Origin of the sequence: Paenalcaligenes hermetiae, from assembly GCF_039543645.1 — a bacterium.
GTDB classification, from domain to species: domain Bacteria; phylum Pseudomonadota; class Gammaproteobacteria; order Burkholderiales; family Burkholderiaceae_B; genus Paenalcaligenes; species Paenalcaligenes hermetiae.
Window position 1 is genome coordinate 12,228 of the sequence record NZ_BAABKD010000006.1, and the last position, 18,435, is coordinate 30,662.

Annotated in this window: 13 protein-coding genes and 1 CRISPR repeat array; of the genes, 8 read left to right on the top strand and 5 right to left on the bottom strand. The window is 45.2% G+C overall.

Annotation, left to right across the window (positions count from 1 at the left end):
* Positions 1 to 9: 9 nt before the first annotated feature.
* The 4 genes from ABD980_RS03725 to ABD980_RS03740 form a co-directional block, all read right to left on the bottom strand.
* Positions 10 to 1,464 (bottom strand): MFS transporter, encoded by a 1,455-nt coding sequence (locus tag ABD980_RS03725; RefSeq protein ID WP_345369707.1) that lies wholly within the window; start codon positions 1,462 to 1,464, stop codon positions 10 to 12.
* Positions 1,465 to 1,561: 97 nt separating this feature from the next.
* Positions 1,562 to 2,317 carry a 3-oxoacyl-ACP reductase FabG gene (fabG, locus tag ABD980_RS03730; protein WP_345369709.1) on the bottom strand — a complete coding sequence of 252 codons (756 nt, stop codon included), beginning with the start codon at positions 2,315 to 2,317 and terminating at the stop codon, positions 1,562 to 1,564.
* A 114-nt stretch (positions 2,318 to 2,431) separates the two neighbouring features.
* Positions 2,432 to 3,142 carry a DUF3108 domain-containing protein gene (locus tag ABD980_RS03735; RefSeq protein WP_345369711.1) on the bottom strand — a complete coding sequence of 237 codons (711 nt, stop codon included), beginning with the start codon at positions 3,140 to 3,142 and terminating at the stop codon, positions 2,432 to 2,434.
* A 12-nt stretch (positions 3,143 to 3,154) separates the two neighbouring features.
* Complete coding sequence (locus ABD980_RS03740; RefSeq protein ID WP_345369713.1) at positions 3,155 to 3,640, bottom strand: phosphate-starvation-inducible protein PsiE; 486 nt, start codon at positions 3,638 to 3,640, stop codon at positions 3,155 to 3,157.
* A 115-nt stretch (positions 3,641 to 3,755) separates the two neighbouring features.
* On the opposite strand from ABD980_RS03740, the gene ABD980_RS03745 reads away from it, so the two are divergent.
* The 7 genes from ABD980_RS03745 to cas6f all read left to right on the top strand — a co-directional run bounded on the left by ABD980_RS03745 (position 3,756) and on the right by cas6f (position 12,475).
* On the top strand, positions 3,756 to 3,878 hold the full coding sequence (locus ABD980_RS03745) for a cysteine hydrolase family protein (protein WP_345369715.1): 123 nt from the start codon (positions 3,756 to 3,758) through the stop codon (positions 3,876 to 3,878).
* 302 nt (positions 3,879 to 4,180) lie between these two features.
* The gene (gene cas1f, locus ABD980_RS03750; protein ID WP_345369717.1) at positions 4,181 to 5,158 is read left to right on the top strand and encodes a type I-F CRISPR-associated endonuclease Cas1f; all 978 of its coding nucleotides are present in this window, start codon (positions 4,181 to 4,183) and stop codon (positions 5,156 to 5,158) included.
* On the top strand, positions 5,155 to 8,505 hold the full coding sequence (gene cas3f / locus ABD980_RS03755; protein ID WP_345369719.1) for a type I-F CRISPR-associated helicase Cas3f: 3,351 nt from the start codon (positions 5,155 to 5,157) through the stop codon (positions 8,503 to 8,505). The genes cas1f and cas3f overlap by 4 nt, the downstream gene beginning before the upstream one ends.
* Before the next feature lie 31 nt (positions 8,506 to 8,536).
* Positions 8,537 to 9,919, top strand: coding sequence for a type I-F CRISPR-associated protein Csy1 (csy1, locus tag ABD980_RS03760; RefSeq protein WP_260648924.1), 1,383 nt, complete (start codon positions 8,537 to 8,539; stop codon positions 9,917 to 9,919).
* The gene (gene csy2, locus ABD980_RS03765; RefSeq protein ID WP_345369723.1) at positions 9,903 to 10,874 is read left to right on the top strand and encodes a type I-F CRISPR-associated protein Csy2; all 972 of its coding nucleotides are present in this window, start codon (positions 9,903 to 9,905) and stop codon (positions 10,872 to 10,874) included. The genes csy1 and csy2 overlap by 17 nt, the downstream gene beginning before the upstream one ends.
* 10 nt (positions 10,875 to 10,884) lie before the next feature.
* Positions 10,885 to 11,907, top strand: a complete 1,023-nt coding sequence (gene csy3, locus ABD980_RS03770) for a type I-F CRISPR-associated protein Csy3 (RefSeq protein ID WP_345369725.1) — start codon at positions 10,885 to 10,887, stop codon at positions 11,905 to 11,907.
* Positions 11,897 to 12,475: a type I-F CRISPR-associated endoribonuclease Cas6/Csy4 gene (gene cas6f, locus ABD980_RS03775; protein ID WP_345369727.1), complete on the top strand. Its 579-nt coding sequence runs from the start codon at positions 11,897 to 11,899 to the stop codon at positions 12,473 to 12,475. Before csy3 ends, cas6f begins: the two co-directional genes overlap by 11 nt.
* Before the next feature lie 142 nt (positions 12,476 to 12,617).
* A CRISPR array of direct repeats spans positions 12,618 to 15,886; the repeat unit is 28 nt; unit sequence GTTCGCTGCCGCATAGGCAGCTTAGAAA.
* A gap of 9 nt (positions 15,887 to 15,895) precedes the next feature.
* Here cas6f and brnQ read toward each other — a convergent pair.
* Positions 15,896 to 17,191: a branched-chain amino acid transport system II carrier protein gene (gene brnQ / locus ABD980_RS03780; protein ID WP_345369729.1), complete on the bottom strand. Its 1,296-nt coding sequence runs from the start codon at positions 17,189 to 17,191 to the stop codon at positions 15,896 to 15,898.
* A 211-nt stretch (positions 17,192 to 17,402) separates the two neighbouring features.
* Between brnQ and ABD980_RS03785 the strand changes: the two genes are divergently transcribed.
* Positions 17,403 to 18,398: a TAXI family TRAP transporter solute-binding subunit gene (locus tag ABD980_RS03785; RefSeq protein ID WP_345369731.1), complete on the top strand. Its 996-nt coding sequence runs from the start codon at positions 17,403 to 17,405 to the stop codon at positions 18,396 to 18,398.
* The last annotated feature ends 37 nt before the right edge of the window (positions 18,399 to 18,435 follow it).

Below are 18,435 nucleotides of genomic sequence, written 5' to 3' on the forward strand. Positions count from 1 at the left end.
AGGGTTTTGTTATTGTTGACGTTGACGTTGACGTTGCTGTAAGTCTTTAAATGCCATCCAGAGAGCGAGGCTCATAATGAACAGAATAGCGATAAAACCGATGGTTACAGCAGTAGTCCACGAGGTATAGGGTTGGATACCAAAGACAAGGGCGGTAATGACGGCGATACCGACCGAGGTACCAATACGTTGGCCTGTTTGCATGATGGCACCTGAGCTACCGGCATAATTCAACGGTACTTCGGCAAGAGTTAATGCCTGATTAGGACTAATGGAAGAGCCTTGTCCTAGACCAAATAAGCCAAGACTACCCAACAACCACCAAATACTGATGCCTGCATATTGGTGTAATAAAATGACGACTACGCTTAATGCTAAGCCGAACATAGCCATACAAAGCCCACCAATCACTACCTTTCTGCCATATTGACTAATGCGTTTGCCTGCCCAATGAGAAGCCGTAGCAGATAATAAGGCTGACGGGATACCGATAAAACCGGCCTCAAAAGCACTGAGCCCAATGGCTTGTTGAACGTAGATTGGAATCAGTACCCATACGCTTGTCATGCCTAAAAAATATAAGGCCATGATCAGGCTACCATTGCGGTAGCTGGGGATGGAAAAGATAGCAAGGTCAACCATGGGGCTATAGCCTTTTTTGGTATACCAAGCTTCCCATTGGACCCAAAGGTAAAAGAGTAATAAGCCAAGTGGAATAAGTAGCCAAATATACGGGGAAATTTGGGATTCGACAAAAGGGAAAAGGACACTTAGCACACCAGCACCGAGTAACAGAGCGCCGATAGGATCGAGTGAGCTAAAACCATGGGGTTTTTTGAGCTCAGCAAAACTAATAAGGGGGCGAGGGAACCAGCGCCACGCTAAATAGAGAGTCAGCAAGCCCACAGGTACATTGATTAAAAAGGTGAAGCGCCAGCCCAGTTCTGGACCGCCTAATTTAATTAACAACCCCCCTAATACAGGACCAATGGCGACGGAAACCCCTACCGTTGTCCCAAATAAGCCAAAGGCACGGCCGCGTTCCGGGCCTTTAAAATACTGCTGGATCATGCCTACCCCCTGAGGGTTTAAGAAACCCGAGCCAACCCCTTGGGCAAAACGCGCTAGGTTTAATGAGTGGGCATCAGGAGCGAAACCAGCTGCTATAGAGGAGAGGGTAAAAATCCCCACCCCTAGCATAAAAAAACCACCACGCCCCATGAGGTCTCCGGCGCGACCAGCGCTCACCAAGACCACACCAAAAGTAAGAGCATACCCAGACAGAATCCATTGCAAATCCGAGTGACTCGCATCCAGACCAATTTGCATCGCAGGTAGAGCCACATTGACCACACTGACGCTCATGAGCGACATAAAAATCGCTCCGAGGATCACCAGTAATATGCGCCAGCGAATGGTATTAAAACTAGGAGTAGAGGGGGAAGAGGTGGAACGGTTTTTCATAGGCGATGGGGTAAAGAGAAGTCAGTGAGCTTATACGATACACCATCAGCAAAAAAATGGCTGCGCCCCCTAGATAAGGGGGCGAGAAAAGACAAGCTTAGAGAATGGCTTCGGGCGACTCAGGAAGGATCTGACCACCGTCGACAATAATCGTTTGTCCGGTAATAAAGCTGGCTTCTTTAGAGGCGAGGAAACAGACCGCATAGCCAATATCCTCGGGCTTACCTAAGGTGCCCACAGGTACAGCACGGGTCATTTGATCCAGATAGGACTGGCCTTGGTCGGCTAAGCCCTCGGTTAAAATGTTACCAGGCATAACGGCGTTGATAGTAATACCGTCTTTGGCGTATTCTAAGGCTGCACTACGCATAAAGCCAAGCTGGCCGGCTTTGCTGGCGCCGTAGTGACTCCAGTTTGGATAGCCAGTAATGGCACCTGTAATGGAGGAGGTGATGACTACCCGCCCATAACCTTGTTTTTTCATGGGGGCCAGCGCGGCTTGTGTCATGAAAAACGTACCTTTGAGATTAACATTGTGCATTTGATCCCAATCGGCTTCGGTCATCTCTGCTAGGCTGGCTTGTGGGAAAATACCGGTATTAGAGCAGAGAATATCCAGACGCCCATGTTCTTGGATCACCTCATCAACCAGGGCTTTACATGCGGCTTGTGATGTCACATCCACTGTTTTAAAGGTGGCGCCAAGTTCGGCTGCTGTTTGCTTGCCAGCGGCCTCATCAATATCGGCAATCACTACGGTTGCACCCCCTTGGATTAGGGTGGCAACAATGCCTTTACCAATACCTTTTGCACCCCCTGTCACAATAGCGATTTGTTGATTTAGATCGAACATACAAGCTCCTTTAAAGTGGGAAGAAAGAGTGACCTATCTTTAGTATAAAGGAGCGGGGAGATAGCGGAAGTATTAAGCTGGATTTGTATGATATATATCAATTTAGTAGCAGTGCTATTGGACTTGATACTCCATCTTTTTTAAGCTGGCGTTGATGGTGGCTAAGCGGCTTTCTTGGTGTTCGATTTTGACTAAAAGGTAATCGAGTTCGGGAGCAACATAGAGTCGTGTTTTACGATTTTTGCTGCTGCGTTGACGTTCAACGATAAGGGCGTTTACAGTACCCTGACCGGTGTCGACTTTTTCTTGTCCTACGACACGATAAGTATGCGTTTTTTGTTTGCCTTTATGAATGACAGGGTAAGAAAATTGTGTTTTGCCCGCCATTAAGTCACAACGCGCTTCGAAAAAAAAGCTTAAAGGGTCGTATAGTGTCGTGTGCAAGGCAAAGTCTTTTTGTGTGTCATTATCCTGATAATGCGCCGTTTGAGCTTGCCAATCGAAATCTAAACGCTGCGTTATTTCTGCTTTTAGCGGTCGCTTGGTGCTTGAGGCGTAGTGCTGAGGTTGGACTTGGCAGTCCTGCATCACAAAGCGTGCCGTTTGTGTTGCCATGGACATCCAGTGATCCATGGAAAAAGTGACTTCGTAATGGTTTTGATGGCGGTGGATCTTAAGATGGTTCTCACCATCGGTGAGCTTATTGTTGTACTTCACGGTAAAAACCGCATCGACATGGTCAATGGTTTGGGCTTGCGCAAAAGGTGCTAGCCACGTCGCTACAAGTAGAATAATGGCGATATAGGCTTTGTGCATCAACGTCATTCTCATGTTTTCTTAGGGTTCAATGCCTTCGTGGCTTTCATCGGTAATGCGGTGGCTTTTGCTTTGTTTTTCCGTTGCAGGAAAACGTGCTGACGCATAACGTACGACTAAGACAGCGATAGCTAATAATAAAATGGCGCCAGAAATATAAACCACCCCCATATTCGGGTCATTGTGGTGGGAAATATCGGCAATCATCAAACGCGTCAAAGCGGTGATCGCCACATAGATCAAAAAGCGCACGGGCATATGGTTGGTTTTGAAATATATCCCTACCATAGCACCAAGCTCCAGATAGATAAATAGCAGCAAGATATCATCAATAGATGCTTTGCCTTTAGCAAAAATCTCCAGTGCTGTCATGCCTCCAGCCCAGACGGTAATGGCACCAATGGCAAAAAGCGCCAGATAATGAAAGGCTTCGACCAGTAAGTTACCAATGGACTCGGCGTGCTCATGAATGCGAGCGCGTAATTGATCTGCGGGATTTTTTTTCATGGCGGTGCTCCTAATATGCATTTGAACCTATCGTTACCCCCCCTTTCCTTGCACCTGATTTTTATTTATATGTATAGCTATACAGAACTCAGATCATGAATTAAGAGGAAAAAGGATGAAAAAAACGGCTTTAATTATAGTGGATTTACAAAATGAGTACTTAGTAACAGGCAAACTGCCCTTAACGGGAATTGAAGAGGCTGCTGTCAATGCTGCTCGGGTATTAGATTGGGCCTGAAAAAAGAGTCCGTCATTTACTAAGCATCATATCAATGCTTTTAGAGAAGCCGATTTGCGGCAATAACTTACTGCAAATGACGTAGAGGCGTTGGTGTTTGTTGGCGCGATGAGCCATATGTATGGATGCAGTAGTATGGGCTATAGCACGATAGTTTTACATGATGGTTGCTTTTGAATTGTATGCGCAGGCAGTGAGTACAGAGTAGTATTTAAATATACTTGAGTATTGGAGGCAGTGGATTTGTTTTTCATAATTTAATATACTGTTTTTTTTGTAACTAATTAATTCTTTTTTATCTGATGGAATCCATATCTTCTTCAGATCTAAAGTCTATTCTGCACTCTAAAAGGGCAAATATTTATTACTTAGAGCACTGTCGCGTGTTAGTAAATGGGGGGCGGGTAGAATACGTGACCGATGAGGGAAAACAGTCTTTATATTGGAATATACCTATAGCTAATACCACTAGTATTCTATTAGGGACTGGAACTTCTATTACGCAGGCGGCAATGAGAGAGTTGGCGAAAGCTGGTGTTTTAGTAGGTTTTTGTGGTGGGGGTGGCACACCTTTATTTAGTGCAAATGATGTGGATGTTGAAGTGAGTTGGCTAAACCCACAATCCGAATACAGGCCGACACAATATTTACAAGATTGGGTTTCTTTTTGGTTTGACGAAGGACTTCGGTTGGAGGCTGCTAAGCGTTTTCAAAAGTTACGTTTGAGATTTTTAAGTGGAAATTGGTTAAACAATAAAAAAATACATGATCAAGGGTTTGTTGTTAGCAGAGAAAAAATTGAAGAATTGATAGAGAATGCTATGACAGAAATAGATAAAAAAGGAAGTAGCATAGATCTTTTGACTGCAGAGGCGCGCTTAACAAAAAAGCTCTATCAGTTAGCTGCTGACACCATGAAGTATGGTGAGTTTACGCGCTCTAAAAGGGGGGAGAGTATTGATCCTGCTAATCGATTTTTAGATCATGGCAATTATTTAGCCTATGGTTTAGGTGCTACCGCTACCTGGGTTTTGGGAATACCGCATGGGCTAGCTGTCTTACATGGGAAAACGCGTCGGGGCGGGTTGGTTTTTGATGTGGCTGATTTGGTTAAGGATGCTTTAGTCTTACCTACAGCTTTTATTGCTGCTGTGCATGGAGACTCAGAGCAAGTGTTTAGACAACGGTGTATCCAGCAATTAACTCAAGCCGAAGCCTTAGATTTTATGATTAAATCCCTACAGCAAATAGCACAAGACTTATCAAGGGTAAAAGCGTGAATGTCGTTTTGATCTCAGAATGTACAAAAGCGGCTTTAAAAGAAAGTCGACGTATTTTAGATCAATTTGCTGAACGCAGAGGAGAGAGAACTTGGCAAACAGCTATTACAGCAGAGGGGTTAAAAACATTAAGGCGTTTATTACGAAAAACGGCTAGAAAAAATACAGCAGTAGCTTGCCATTGGATACGTGGTGTAAACCACAGCGAGTTATTATGGGTAGTGGGTAATACGAGGCGATTTAATTCTCAAGGCGCTGTACCAACGAATATGACTCGACGCAATATATTACGTTTAAGTGATGAGGATGACTGGCTAACTGGGGATTTAATCTATTTGTTAAGTGGACTTGCTGCTTTATTACATGATTTAGGTAAAGCCAGTGATGCATTTCAAGCTAGGTTAGTAGGATTATATAGCAAAGAGCGCAATCTTTATCGTCATGAGTGGGTGTCAGTTCGCTTGTTTCAATCTTTTGTTGGAGGCAGCTCTGATAAACAATGGTTACAAAGATTAGCACAAAAAGATAGGTTAGATACTAGCTATTGGTTAGAAAACATACAAAAAGATGGTTTGGATGTGTCTGTTGATAAGCCATTTTCAAAACTCCCCCCTTTAGCAGCTGCTATTGCTTGGCTAGTACTTACGCATCATCGCTTACCGGTTAATCCTAGTAGTGATTCGGGTTTGCAGACAAATCAGTTTGAGAATTATTTTAAGCAAATTGATGCTAGCTGGAATGAAAGATTGATCGAGGCAGATAAAAAATTAATACGACCCTATTGGAGCTTTAGTCGTGGTTTGCCTGTATCGAATATAGCTTGGCAAAAACGAGCGGCACGTTTAGCACAGCGATTGCTTGCTTATGTGGAAGATAATGCCTCTTTGAATCAATATTTCAATAATTTATATGTCATGCATTTGGCACGATTAAGCTTAATGCTGGCAGACCATCATTATTCTAGTCTAGAGAACATTAAGCAACGTATAAAAATTCGTTCGGGTACAGAGCTGTATGCGAATACACGTCGTCACGATGGCAGTTTGAATCAGACACTAGAAGAGCATTTAGTTGGGGTGGCGATTCATGCTGGCTATATATCGCATAGTTTCCCAGACTTAGAACGATCTTTACCTCGGTTGAAAAACCATAAAGGATTACGTAAACGTAGCGCCATCGCTCGGTTTCGCTGGCAGGATAAAGCAGCGGATTTGGCTGTTAGCAGCAGGGAGGATAGCCAACAGTTTGGGGCATTTATTGTCAATATGGCATCGACGGGGTGCGGAAAAACACTTGCTAATGCTCGGATTATGTATGCGTTATCTAACCCAGAAAAGGGGGCCCGTTTCTCTATTGCGTTGGGGTTGAGAACACTGACAATGCAGACGGGAAAAGCATACCGTGACGAGAAAATGTATTTAGATGATGAGCAGTTAGCGGTTCGAGTTGGTGGGGGAGCTAGTTGTGCACTCTTTGATTATCATCAGCAGCAGATAGAGAAGTTTGGCTCTGAATCCAGACAGGATTTAATAGATGATGAGGGGGGAGTGCTGTACGAGGGCGATTATGATGCTCATCCTTTGTTGCAGCGTACTTTGCATAATCAGAATGTTAAGTCTTTGATTGCAGCGCCCGTTTTAGTCTGTACAGTGGATCATCTTACACCCGCTACAGAGGGGTATAGAGGGGGGCGTCAAATTGCTCCTATGTTGCGTTTAATGACTAGTGATCTAGTTTTAGATGAGATTGATGATTATGGTGTAGAGGATTTGCCAGCTTTGGCGCGACTAGTTCATTGGGCGGGGCTATTGGGTGCTAGGGTGATGTTATCTTCAGCAACATTACCTCCTGCTTTGGTTACAGGGCTATTTGAGGCTTATGCTGCGGGTAGAAAGCAGTATCAAGAGAATCGTAGACAGGCCAACCAGCCAATAAATATATGTTGCTTATGGGTTGATGAGAATGATCAGAAAAAACAATTTTGCTCAACGATGGAGAGCTTTCAGCAGGTCCACACAGAGTTTGTTGCACGGCGGGTTGCTAAGCTAGCGTCTTTAGTTCAACAAAAAAATGTACGTAGAACTTCTAAAATTGTAGATATTGTGGTTGACGCTGAGCAAGATCAGGATGTTTATCAGGCTTTTGCTCAGCGCATCATAAAAAGTGCTTTGAGTCTACATCAAGAAAACCATCATATTGATCCGCAAACAGGAAAGAGAGTGAGCTTTGGCCTTGTGCGAATGGCGAATATAGAGCCCTTGATAGAGGTGGCTTTGCAGCTATTTAAACAAGTGCTACCTGAAAATTATTATATTCATCTTTGTGTTTATCATTCTCAGTTCCCATTATTGTTACGTTCTGCTATTGAACAAGAGCTAGATGCAAGTTTAGATAGGCGACGGCTAGAGCAGGTTTTCTCCTTACCTAGAATTAGAAAATGTCTAGATACTCACTCTCATAGTGAGCATCTTTTTGTAGTGCTAGGCTCGCCTGTTACCGAAGTTGGAAGGGACCATGACTATGATTGGGCTGTGGTTGAGCCGTCGTCAGTACGCTCTATGATCCAGCTAGTAGGGAGGGTAAGACGCCACCGTCCAGAACCCTATTTGAAAACAAATATTCACTTATTGAATCGGAATATACGCTCGTTTTTATATCCTAATGAGCCCGCTTTTACACGTCCAGGGTTTGAAGATAAGACAATACGACTACAAACGCATCTTTTATCTGAGTTGCTGCAAGAGCATGAGTGGCGTTGCTTGGATGCACGCCCTCGTATTATGGCACGTGAGCAGCTTGATGCAGAAAATAGCTTAGTGGATTTAGAACACTATCAGCTACAGAAAAAAATGCTTCCTCAAGCTCAGCCTATTTCTGAAGATCTGCCAGCTTGGATGCTTGAAGGCGTTGGAGACCAAGCACTGACACCAAAACTAGGGGCACATAGTTGGTGGACAGCTGCTTATGCTACCTATATGGCTTTATTACAAAAAGCACAGCCCTTTCGTAAGGAAGAGGGAGAGCGAATAGAGGTTGTTTTACTAATGACAGAGGCAGAAGATGACTATGTATTGCATCGTCGCGTGACAGAAAGAAAGGGCGTTTTAGCTATTGATGTTCCTATAGATGCGTCGATGTTAGTACGCTTACCGGATAGCTGTGTACAGACTCCATACATGTCGCCATGGATACAAGAAAATTATATTGAGCAGGCCCGATTGTACGCACAAAATATGGGTATAAGTGTGACGGCTTGTTCCCAACGCTTTGGTGGGGTGAGCTTATATGAAAATATCCAGGGATGGCGTTATCACACAGCGTTAGGCTTTTCTAAAAACAAAACCTAGATGTTTTATTCATATAGAAGGGAAGGGCTGAATGATTGATTCTTTTCAAAAAAGAAAAATGGGGATAAAACAGGTTATCCATGGGTTTATTCTGCAGAGAGCGCAGAGTAAGTTAGAAAAAATGGATACTGAGGACCCAAAATATTTAGCAGAAAAGCAGAAATATCAACCTGAGGTATGGCTAGAAAATGCTGTGACACGCGTAGGGCAGATTCAGGTTGTAACGCATCCGTTGAAATCCACATATCCGAATGCGCAGATTCGGGAAAGTAGCAGTTTATATTGCCGACCTAAAGACTTGCCTCAGCACGATTTAATTGCTTCTCATGTATTAGGGGAGAGTTTTGAGGATGATGTAACAGGTAATGCGGCAGCGTTAGATATTTTTGCGCTATTGCAACAAGAATATGAAAACAAAACACTTTTGCAATTATGTTTAGATGAAGATAAAGCATTTATTGCTGCTTTACATGATGACCTAGAGGTTGCTGAGCAGTGGGCGCAAGCCTTTGCTAGTGTGGTAGAGCCTAAAACTTCGGGGGTTGCCTCGCATACAGCTGCAAAGCAACTCTATTGGTTAGAGGGTAATGATCCGTATGAGGACGATCATTACTTACTGCTTTCACCGTTACATTCGAGCTCGCTCGCGCAAGCGATTTTTCAGCATATAGATGCCAGTCGATTTAGTGAACAGGCAAAAGAAATACGAGAAGCGATTAAAAACAATAAGAAACATGAAGGAGTCGCGCATTATTACCCCAATTTAGCCGTACAGATGATAGGTGGTTCTAAGCCACAGAATATTTCTGCATTAACGAATAAACGGAAAGGAGTGAACTATTTATTAGCTTCTTTACCACCACAGTGGAAAACAAAGAAGCTTTTACCTCCTTTTTATATAGACTCAATATTTAAATTGTTTGTGCGTCAGCGTAATGAGGTCTGTAACCCTAACTACTGGCTTAGAGAGTTAAAGCAGTTGTTTGCATTAAATCCTCCTGCTAATCGAAAAACTCGGCAGAAAGTTGAGCGTCTTGTGCAAGGGCTGTTGGATGAGTTGTATATGTTTGGCTTAATGTATCAACAACAGTTAGAGCCAGGCTGGAGTGCAGATGTGCGTTGTCAGCTTCCATCGTCACAGCAATTTTGGTTGGATGAAAATCGTGCTTTGCAAGACGAAGATTTTGCTCAACGTTGGTTAAGTTTAGATTGGGAGCGCCAATTAGAAAATGATTTTGCTCGTTGGCTTAATCTAGAGCTAGGGCAATCCGTGAGCTACTTAGGGGATGTAGAGTTTCATCGGTGGGCGAGAGCAATGCGTAACCAGCAGACTTGGCAGCAAGTCATTCGCCAGAGTAGAAAGCAGCTAGAACAACGTTTTAAGGATAAAAGCGAGTATGGCGTTAACACATAATTCTTATTTGGTTTTACCACGCTTAAAAGTTCAAAATCTCAATACGATTTCTAGCCCATTTACTTGGGGGGCGCCTTCTATTACTGCTGCTCTGGGGTTTATGCACGCATTACAACGAAGGCTTCCGAAAGACTGGAAGTGGATGTTCACTTCTGTAGGGATGGTCATTCATGATTTTGAACCACAGGTCAATGGCGATTGGGTTAAAAAGTTTAACTTGACACGCAACCCTTTAGGTAAAGGCGGGGAAACGCAGGGCATTATTGAGGAAGGTAGGGCTCACGCAATAGTTAGCTTAGTGTTTGGTGTGTTCGCTTTGGGGCAGCAAGTGGATGAGAATCAAAATCAACAAAGGTTAGGAGATATTTCATCAATAGTTAATACGATGCGGTTTGCTGGCGGGAGCATCATTCCTCATGACCATTTTAGTCAGCTCCCTTTGTTTTTTATGGAAGGGGAAGAAACTAACGAGCTTGTGTGGGGAAAAATTAAGCGCAGTCTCTTACCTGGATTTGCCCTGTTAAGTCGAGATGATCTTTTAATCAAACACACGCAGTACTTACAAAGTATAAATGCCAATGCAACGGCTTTAGACGCTTGGTTAGATCTATCACGGATTAACCGTCATTGTGTGATGGAGATAGAAGAAAAGGATGGGATGCATAGCGAGAAGATTAAGTGGGAGATATATAGGGCTGCGGGTGAGGCTGGTTGGATTGTTCCGATTCCTGTAGGTTATAGCGCCTTATCAGAACGTTACGAGACTGGCGTGGTGAATAATACAAGAGATTCACGAGTTGCCTTTCGGTTTGTGGAAAGTATGTGTTCGATCGGACAGTGGGTGAGCCCTCATCGGTTATTTGATTTAACGGATTTACTTTGGTCTAGCGTTACGGATCATCAGCTAGGTATATATCGTTGCGTTAATAAAAATTCGCTTCAGGAATTTAATTAAGGAGTTAAAAATGTCACAGCTAAAAACTGCTTCTGTATTAGCGTTTGAGCGTAAACTGGATCCTTCTGATGCTTTGTTCTTTTCTGGAAAGTGGGAAGAAAGAAGTAATGGTGATCAATGGCAAAAAGTAGAGGTTAAAGAGAAATCGGTAAGAGGAACAATATCCAATCGATTAAAAGCGAAAGATCAAGACCCAACTAAAGTTGATGCCCAAATAGAAAATCCGAATTTACAAACGGTTGATATGGCTGCCTTGTCCTCAGAGGACGATACATTGCAGGTTCGTTTTACGCTCCGAGTCCTAGCAGGGGCGGGGATTCCTTCCGCTTGCAATAATATGGATTACCAAGAAAAACTGCAGCAAGTGGTGCAGGCGTATCAGCAAGAGCATGGGTTTAAGGAGTTGGCTAGACGTTATGCGATTAATTTAGCTAATGCTCGATTCTTATGGCGTAACCGTATGGGTGCTGAACAAATCATCGTGCATATAGAGCATGTTGTGCAAGGGCAAGTGCAAGATGGCTGGGAGTTTAATGCGCTAGACTTTTCTTTGAGAAATTTTGAAACGTCCTCTTCAGATCTGGAAAAGCTGGCTACATTAATTGAAGCAGGTTTACTTGGAAAAAAACATGTATTGCTAAAAGTTCGGGCATTTGCTCGTGTGGGAGCAGGGCAAGAGGTATTTCCTTCGCAGGAGTTAATTTTAGATCGAGGGCGAGCAGACAAGAGTAAGACTTTATATGTGGTAGAAAATGCGGCGGCATTGCATTCACAAAAAGTGGGTAATGCGATTCGTACTATTGATACTTGGTACCCTCAGGACGTTGAGCAACTATGTTTAGGACCCATTGCCGTTGAGCCATATGGTTCAGTGACTACTCAGGGCAAAGCATATCGCCAACCAAGGCAGAAAATGGATTTTTATAGTTTGTTGGATAATTGGCTTTTAAAAGATCAAGCACCTGAGACGGAGCAACAACATTATGTGATGGCAGTTTTAATCCGAGGTGGAGTTTTTGGTGATGCAAGCTAAAACACTGAGTCATTATTTCACGATAAATATTTTGAATGATCCTGATTTTCCTGTTCATCAGGTTATGACTGCTGTTTATATGCGTTTGCATCAAGCCTTGGTGCAATTACAGCAGAATCATATTGGGGTGAGTTTTCCTCACTACCGGAAAAACCCTAGAACTTTAGGAGAGATATTGCGCCTACATGGTACGCAGCAGGATTTAGCGGCATTGCGAGAAGGCGTATGGTTACAGCAGGGCGTGCGTGACCATATTATTGTTTCTGATACGATGCAGGCCCCACAAACAGATATGCATTGTCATGTATCTCGTGTCCAGCCTAAATATAATAAAGCTCGTTTAGTGCGACGCCAACAGCGTAGAAAGTCGTTATCTTATCAGGAAGCGCTGGAGCTTTATGAGCATTTTACGCCCTCGACACAGAGATGGCCTTTTGTTGAAATGCGAAGTAAAAGCAGTGCGCAGACTTTTCCATTATTTATCAGTCAGCAACTAACGTCTATAGAAAAAACAGGTGTTTTTAGCTTTTATGGGTTAAGTAGCCAAGCAACAGTCCCTTGGTTTTAAATCCTTAATATTTACCCTTTTTTATAGCGTTGTCATAAGTCATTGATTTCATTGCTATTTATAATTTTATGCAAAAAAGGGTATTTTTCATGTAGAGCTTATAGGTCTTTAAAAACAAAGAGGTTTTTTTTAAAATCATCTAGTTCGCTGCCGCATAGGCAGCTTAGAAATAGCGAGGTATAACGCCGTGGAAGCTGTTAAAGTTCGCTGCCGCATAGGCAGCTTAGAAAACGTACTCGTGTTGGCATCTCTTAATCATTCCGTTCGCTGCCGCATAGGCAGCTTAGAAAAAAGCCCCTTTGTGTTAATTCTACACCAAGCAGTTCGCTGCCGCATAGGCAGCTTAGAAATCGTATTATTTGAAGTGTCGAGCAACAAACAAGTTCGCTGCCGCATAGGCAGCTTAGAAAATCAATGCTTGGTGGTAAGCAATACATTAAACGTTCGCTGCCGCATAGGCAGCTTAGAAATTTACGGTAGGCGTTATGCGATGCGCTTCATCGTTCGCTGCCGCATAGGCAGCTTAGAAAAGTACAAAAAGCATTTTCTAGGGCTATCAGATGTTCGCTGCCGCATAGGCAGCTTAGAAAGATCAACGCTAGAGGAAGTGAAAAATGCTGAGGTTCGCTGCCGCATAGGCAGCTTAGAAAAAGATCGAGTCTAAGATAGATGAAGCGTTGAAGTTCGCTGCCGCATAGGCAGCTTAGAAAAGTAGCGAGAATCGCTCTGCGCGCGTTGCTTCGTTCGCTGCCGCATAGGCAGCTTAGAAAATAAAAACGTTGCAGCCCAACACGAAAGAACCGTTCGCTGCCGCATAGGCAGCTTAGAAATGCAAACCATCATTAATGGCTTCAGCAGCTTCGTTCGCTGCCGCATAGGCAGCTTAGAAAATGACAAGGCCACGGGTGCGTAGCAACACGGGGTTCGCTGCCGCATAGGCAGCTTAGAAAATACGCACCAATGATTTTCTACCATCACACAAGTTCGCTGCCGCATAGGCAGCTTAGAAACTGTACGGCTCTTTCGGTTAGCACCTCGTCAAGTTCGCTGCCGCATAGGCAGCTTAGAAATTTAGCGTCTCTACAGCACCCCGCATAGCTCCGTTCGCTGCCGCATAGGCAGCTTAGAAATGTGACCTTGGTCAGGTGCTGCGCCCCGACACGTTCGCTGCCGCATAGGCAGCTTAGAAAATCGTCTGGCTGCTCGGCTACGTCATCACCAAGTTCGCTGCCGCATAGGCAGCTTAGAAATTTGAGCTTTGGATTTGATACCCCCAACCAACGTTCGCTGCCGCATAGGCAGCTTAGAAATTATGTGGCAAGGCTTTGAGCGTGATTTGACAGTTCGCTGCCGCATAGGCAGCTTAGAAAATCGTCGTCCAACTCGCGTCGCAGCTTTGATAGTTCGCTGCCGCATAGGCAGCTTAGAAATCGTTTCTGGCTGGTAGATCAGGCGGCCGATCGTTCGCTGCCGCATAGGCAGCTTAGAAAATGAAGCGCGCGGCTGGTGATGATCCACTGAGGTTCGCTGCCGCATAGGCAGCTTAGAAAATCGTCGTCCAACTCGCGTCGCAGCTTTGATAGTTCGCTGCCGCATAGGCAGCTTAGAAAGTCGCAAGGAAGTCCAGCTCGACGGGCACTGCGTTCGCTGCCGCATAGGCAGCTTAGAAAACCCCACATAGCTACAAATAGAATCATCATGCGTTCGCTGCCGCATAGGCAGCTTAGAAAAGATACAAAAGTATGCCAGTGAGCTCGTCTTAGTTCGCTGCCGCATAGGCAGCTTAGAAAGCATTCTCCCCCCTCCGCCCCCCGCTGGGGGGGTTCGCTGCCGCATAGGCAGCTTAGAAAGTCTTGGTCGGTTTCTTCATCAACACGTAGCACGTTCGCTGCCGCATAGGCAGCTTAGAAAATAGCAAGACGCTATGACCGCTAAGACTACAGGTTCGCTGCCGCATAGGCAGCTTAGAAAACCCCAAGACCGAGCTGGCGACCTGATCAAGAGTTCGCTGCCGCATAGGCAGCTTAGAAATTTAGGGAATCCAGCCCCCAACGCCAATGGTAGTTCGCTGCCGCATAGGCAGCTTAGAAAGTAAAGGCTTGGGCTTGTTGCGTCTATTATAGGTTCGCTGCCGCATAGGCAGCTTAGAAACTGTCGTCTAAGTTGCTTTGCTTTTTCCTGCAGTTCGCTGCCGCATAGGCAGCTTAGAAAATACAAAGACAGCTTGGGCTACTGGACGATCGGTTCGCTGCCGCATAGGCAGCTTAGAAATTTAACTAGTTTCATATAACCTCCGGCTTAACGTTCGCTGCCGCATAGGCAGCTTAGAAATCGTAGTCTCTTAATAGCTGCGCGGCTGAGTCGTTCGCTGCCGCATAGGCAGCTTAGAAAAATGTAAATTTGGTCGATCTCCTCGCCGTTATGTTCGCTGCCGCATAGGCAGCTTAGAAATGTATCGCTGACCATTGCCACACGCTCCAGAGGTTCGCTGCCGCATAGGCAGCTTAGAAAGATGAAAAGAAGCGACATATCCACGCCACCATGTTCGCTGCCGCATAGGCAGCTTAGAAATTTGCCGCGCTCGCTGGGGTGTACCCACAAGTGTTCGCTGCCGCATAGGCAGCTTAGAAAATCTTCAAGAATTCCGTCTTAATCGTATGCGCGTTCGCTGCCGCATAGGCAGCTTAGAAAAGACCGAGACCGTGAAAAAGCACAGGTGTTAAGTTCGCTGCCGCATAGGCAGCTTAGAAAGAGAAGCACTAACAACGCTATCGCCCACAGCCGTTCGCTGCCGCATAGGCAGCTTAGAAATTTGCAACTTCGATTAACTCCGAGTTTTCTGGGTTCGCTGCCGCATAGGCAGCTTAGAAATATGGAGGATGTGAGCGGCTTTGTATTGGCTTGTTCGCTGCCGCATAGGCAGCTTAGAAAGCGAGTTAAGCCACGTATTATCGGTGCGCCCGGTTCGCTGCCGCATAGGCAGCTTAGAAAAGCCTGCGTATCAAAACGCATGAGCTCTGGCCGTTCGCTGCCGCATAGGCAGCTTAGAAAATAAAAACGTTGCAGCCCAACACGAAAGAACCGTTCGCTGCCGCATAGGCAGCTTAGAAAGATATGAGGCAAGAGTTAACGAGCACATTGCAGTTCGCTGCCGCATAGGCAGCTTAGAAAGCACTTTCACGCATTATTACTGGTGCCGTCTTGTTCGCTGCCGCATAGGCAGCTTAGAAATATGGAGGATGTGAGCGGCTTTGTATTGGCTTGTTCGCTGCCGCATAGGCAGCTTAGAAAATCTGGTTTAGCGCGCCAGACGTCAGGCATGTGTTCGCTGCCGCATAGGCAGCTTAGAAATGTACACGTCACGACGATTACCAATTCGCACTGTTCGCTGCCGCATAGGCAGCTTAGAGACATGCAGGGTTATTTGACGCGTTGATCTATAAGAGCGCTGATGATTAATACGGCTATAACGGGTGCGACCCAGCCTAAACCAATGGTGGCACCAGGAAGGGTTTGGATCCAAGCGGGAGTAAAGCCTGTAATATTGGCCGCCACGAGCCCATCCATGAGCCCAAACAGGGCAGCAATACTTAAAGTGGGGATAAATACACGTGAGGCGTTGCGCCAATAGGGCATGGCTAAACATAAGAAAACAAGCGTAATGGCAATGGGGTAGAGGATAAGCAGCGCAGGGACGGCGATAGCAATAAGCTGTTCGAGCCCTTGGTTGGCGATGAGCATGCTTATTAAGCTCAAAGCAAAGACCGCTTTAGGATAGGAAATATGTAATAGCTGGCTAAAATATAAACCACATGCAGAAATTAAACCAATAGCAGTGGTTAAGCACGCCAAAATAATAATCAAAGCCAAGAGCGCATTACCCATTGCTCCAAATATGTGGTTAACAAAAGCACTCAGAATGGGGGCGCCAGTAGCCGCCTGCGGGGCAAGTATACCGCTACTTGCTCCTAGCCAAATCAATGATAGGTACACCACAGCTAAACCTAGCGCTGCAATCAGCCCAGCAGTCATGGTGTAACGGGTTAGGCGTTTAGGGTCATGTATCCCTTTTGCGCGCAGAGCTTGAATGATCACGATCCCAAAGACTAATGCAGCAAGCGCGTCCATGGTTTGATAGCCCTGAGTGAACCCTTCGGCAAAGGCATTTTCTACATAAGGACCGCTGGGCACTTGTACGCTGCCGGCCGGCCAGAAGATGGCGGCGAGCGCCAGAACGGCTAACCCTATGATTAATATAGGCGTGATGAGCTTACCTACCGTATCGACCAGGCGTCCAGGGTAGAGCGCGATTAGCATCACAATGAGGAAATAGATGAAGCTGTAAATGGCTAAAGCCAGTTCACTTTCCCCAAGAAAAGGAACAACGCCAATGGAGTAAGACACGGTGGCTGTCCGGGGGGTGGCAAACAAAGGCCCAATAGTCAAATAAATCGCGGTGCCAAAAACAGTGCCTGCGAGACTTCCTATAGGTCGGGTGACTACTTCTAAACCACCGCCTATGCGGGCTAAAGCAACTACCGTTAGCAATGGCAGGCCGACTCCGGTTAAAAGAAAACCGAGCGCTGCTGCCCAGATAGAGTCACCAGCAAGCTGACCGACCAAAGGAGGAAAAATGATGTTGCCTGCACCTAAAAATAGAGCAAAAGTCATGAAGCCCAAGCTAATGATATCTTGGGCGCGTAGAGTGGAGTTCATAGGAAATACACAAGAAAACAAAAATGAGCTACAGCTCAAATGTTGCCTATGATACTGCAAATTGAAGGGTGGAGCTTAGGGTTTATGTTATCTTGACGGTTAAAACGGCTTTTCAATACACTAGGGCGATGTTTTTCATTTAAATTGTAAAAAGTGTCAAAAGGTGAGCTTATCTTTAGTTCCCCCTTGACGAGGAAGGAGAGGAGTACAAATGAAAGTTAAAAAAACACTTATGCGGCTTACGACGGCAAGTATCGTATCGATGGTTGCTGTTTTTGGATCAGCTCAAGCCGCTCGTATTGCGATTGGCCCGCCCGCCAGTGAGACGAACTCTGTCTCCAAAGTGATTTTAGAAGCCTATGGCATCAAAGATTATCAAGCATTCCAAGAAGGGTTTGGGAACGCGGCAGATTTAGTCCAAGACGGTAATATTGATATTTCTTTTGGGATCTTGGGTGTGCCGGCTGGCAGTATTGAGAGCCTAAATGCTTCCACGGGTGATGTGGTGATGCTGGGGCTATCTGATGAGGTGATCGCTAAAGCAGAACAAACCAGTGGCTACCAAAGCTATAACATTCCTAAAGAGGCCTATGGTTTTTTAGATGCGGATGTACCCACCATTGCCGCTTTTGCCATCATGGTAGCAAATAATGACACCATTGACGAAGAGCTAGGCTATCAGTTGGCTAAAGTCATGGTAGAAAATGCCAAGGAAATCACGCATGCTCAAGGTGCTCAGCTCACGCTAGAAAATGCGCTAAATGGTGCGGCTGGTATTCCTATTCACCCTGGTGCTAAGCGTTATTACGAAGAGCAAGGTTTAACCGTAGAGGGCCCTGTGGCGAAACTCAAAGCCGATGCGAGCAAACGCAAATCCGAATTTACCTTAGGAACAGGTAGTCAGGGGGGCACGTACTATCCTTTAGGTGGGGAGATTGCTAATATTTGGAATAAACACACCGCGGGTAGCTTTACGAACGTGGAAACAGGCGCCTCTTTAGAAAACTTGGCAAGTATTGGCCGCGGTCGTATGGATGTAGGCATGTCAGTACACGTGCCGGCCTTGGATGCGATTAACGGAACAGGGGAATTTAAAGGCAGAAAAGTCGAAAATGTGTCTTTTATCGGCCATGTTTACCCAGAAGTCGTACAGATCGTGACACGTAAAAAAACTGGTATTACAAACTTGGCAGATCTTGCTAAGTAATGAAATTAAAACAGAAAAGGAACATAACGTTCCTTTT

Coding starts and splice junctions, on each gene's coding strand:
- ABD980_RS03725 (WP_345369707.1), bottom strand. CDS start 1,464: ATGAAAAACCGTTCCACCTCTTCCCCCTCTACTCCTAGTTTTAATACC.
- fabG (WP_345369709.1), bottom strand. CDS start 2,317: ATGTTCGATCTAAATCAACAAATCGCTATTGTGACAGGGGGTGCAAAA.
- ABD980_RS03735 (WP_345369711.1), bottom strand. CDS start 3,142: ATGACGTTGATGCACAAAGCCTATATCGCCATTATTCTACTTGTAGCG.
- ABD980_RS03740 (WP_345369713.1), bottom strand. CDS start 3,640: ATGAAAAAAAATCCCGCAGATCAATTACGCGCTCGCATTCATGAGCAC.
- ABD980_RS03745 (WP_345369715.1), top strand. CDS start 3,756: ATGAAAAAAACGGCTTTAATTATAGTGGATTTACAAAATGAGTACTTA.
- cas1f (WP_345369717.1), top strand. CDS start 4,181: ATGGAATCCATATCTTCTTCAGATCTAAAGTCTATTCTGCACTCTAAA.
- csy1 (WP_260648924.1), top strand. CDS start 8,537: ATGATTGATTCTTTTCAAAAAAGAAAAATGGGGATAAAACAGGTTATC.
- csy2 (WP_345369723.1), top strand. CDS start 9,903: ATGGCGTTAACACATAATTCTTATTTGGTTTTACCACGCTTAAAAGTT.
- csy3 (WP_345369725.1), top strand. CDS start 10,885: ATGTCACAGCTAAAAACTGCTTCTGTATTAGCGTTTGAGCGTAAACTG.
- cas6f (WP_345369727.1), top strand. CDS start 11,897: ATGCAAGCTAAAACACTGAGTCATTATTTCACGATAAATATTTTGAAT.
- brnQ (WP_345369729.1), bottom strand. CDS start 17,191: ATGAACTCCACTCTACGCGCCCAAGATATCATTAGCTTGGGCTTCATG.
- ABD980_RS03785 (WP_345369731.1), top strand. CDS start 17,403: ATGAAAGTTAAAAAAACACTTATGCGGCTTACGACGGCAAGTATCGTA.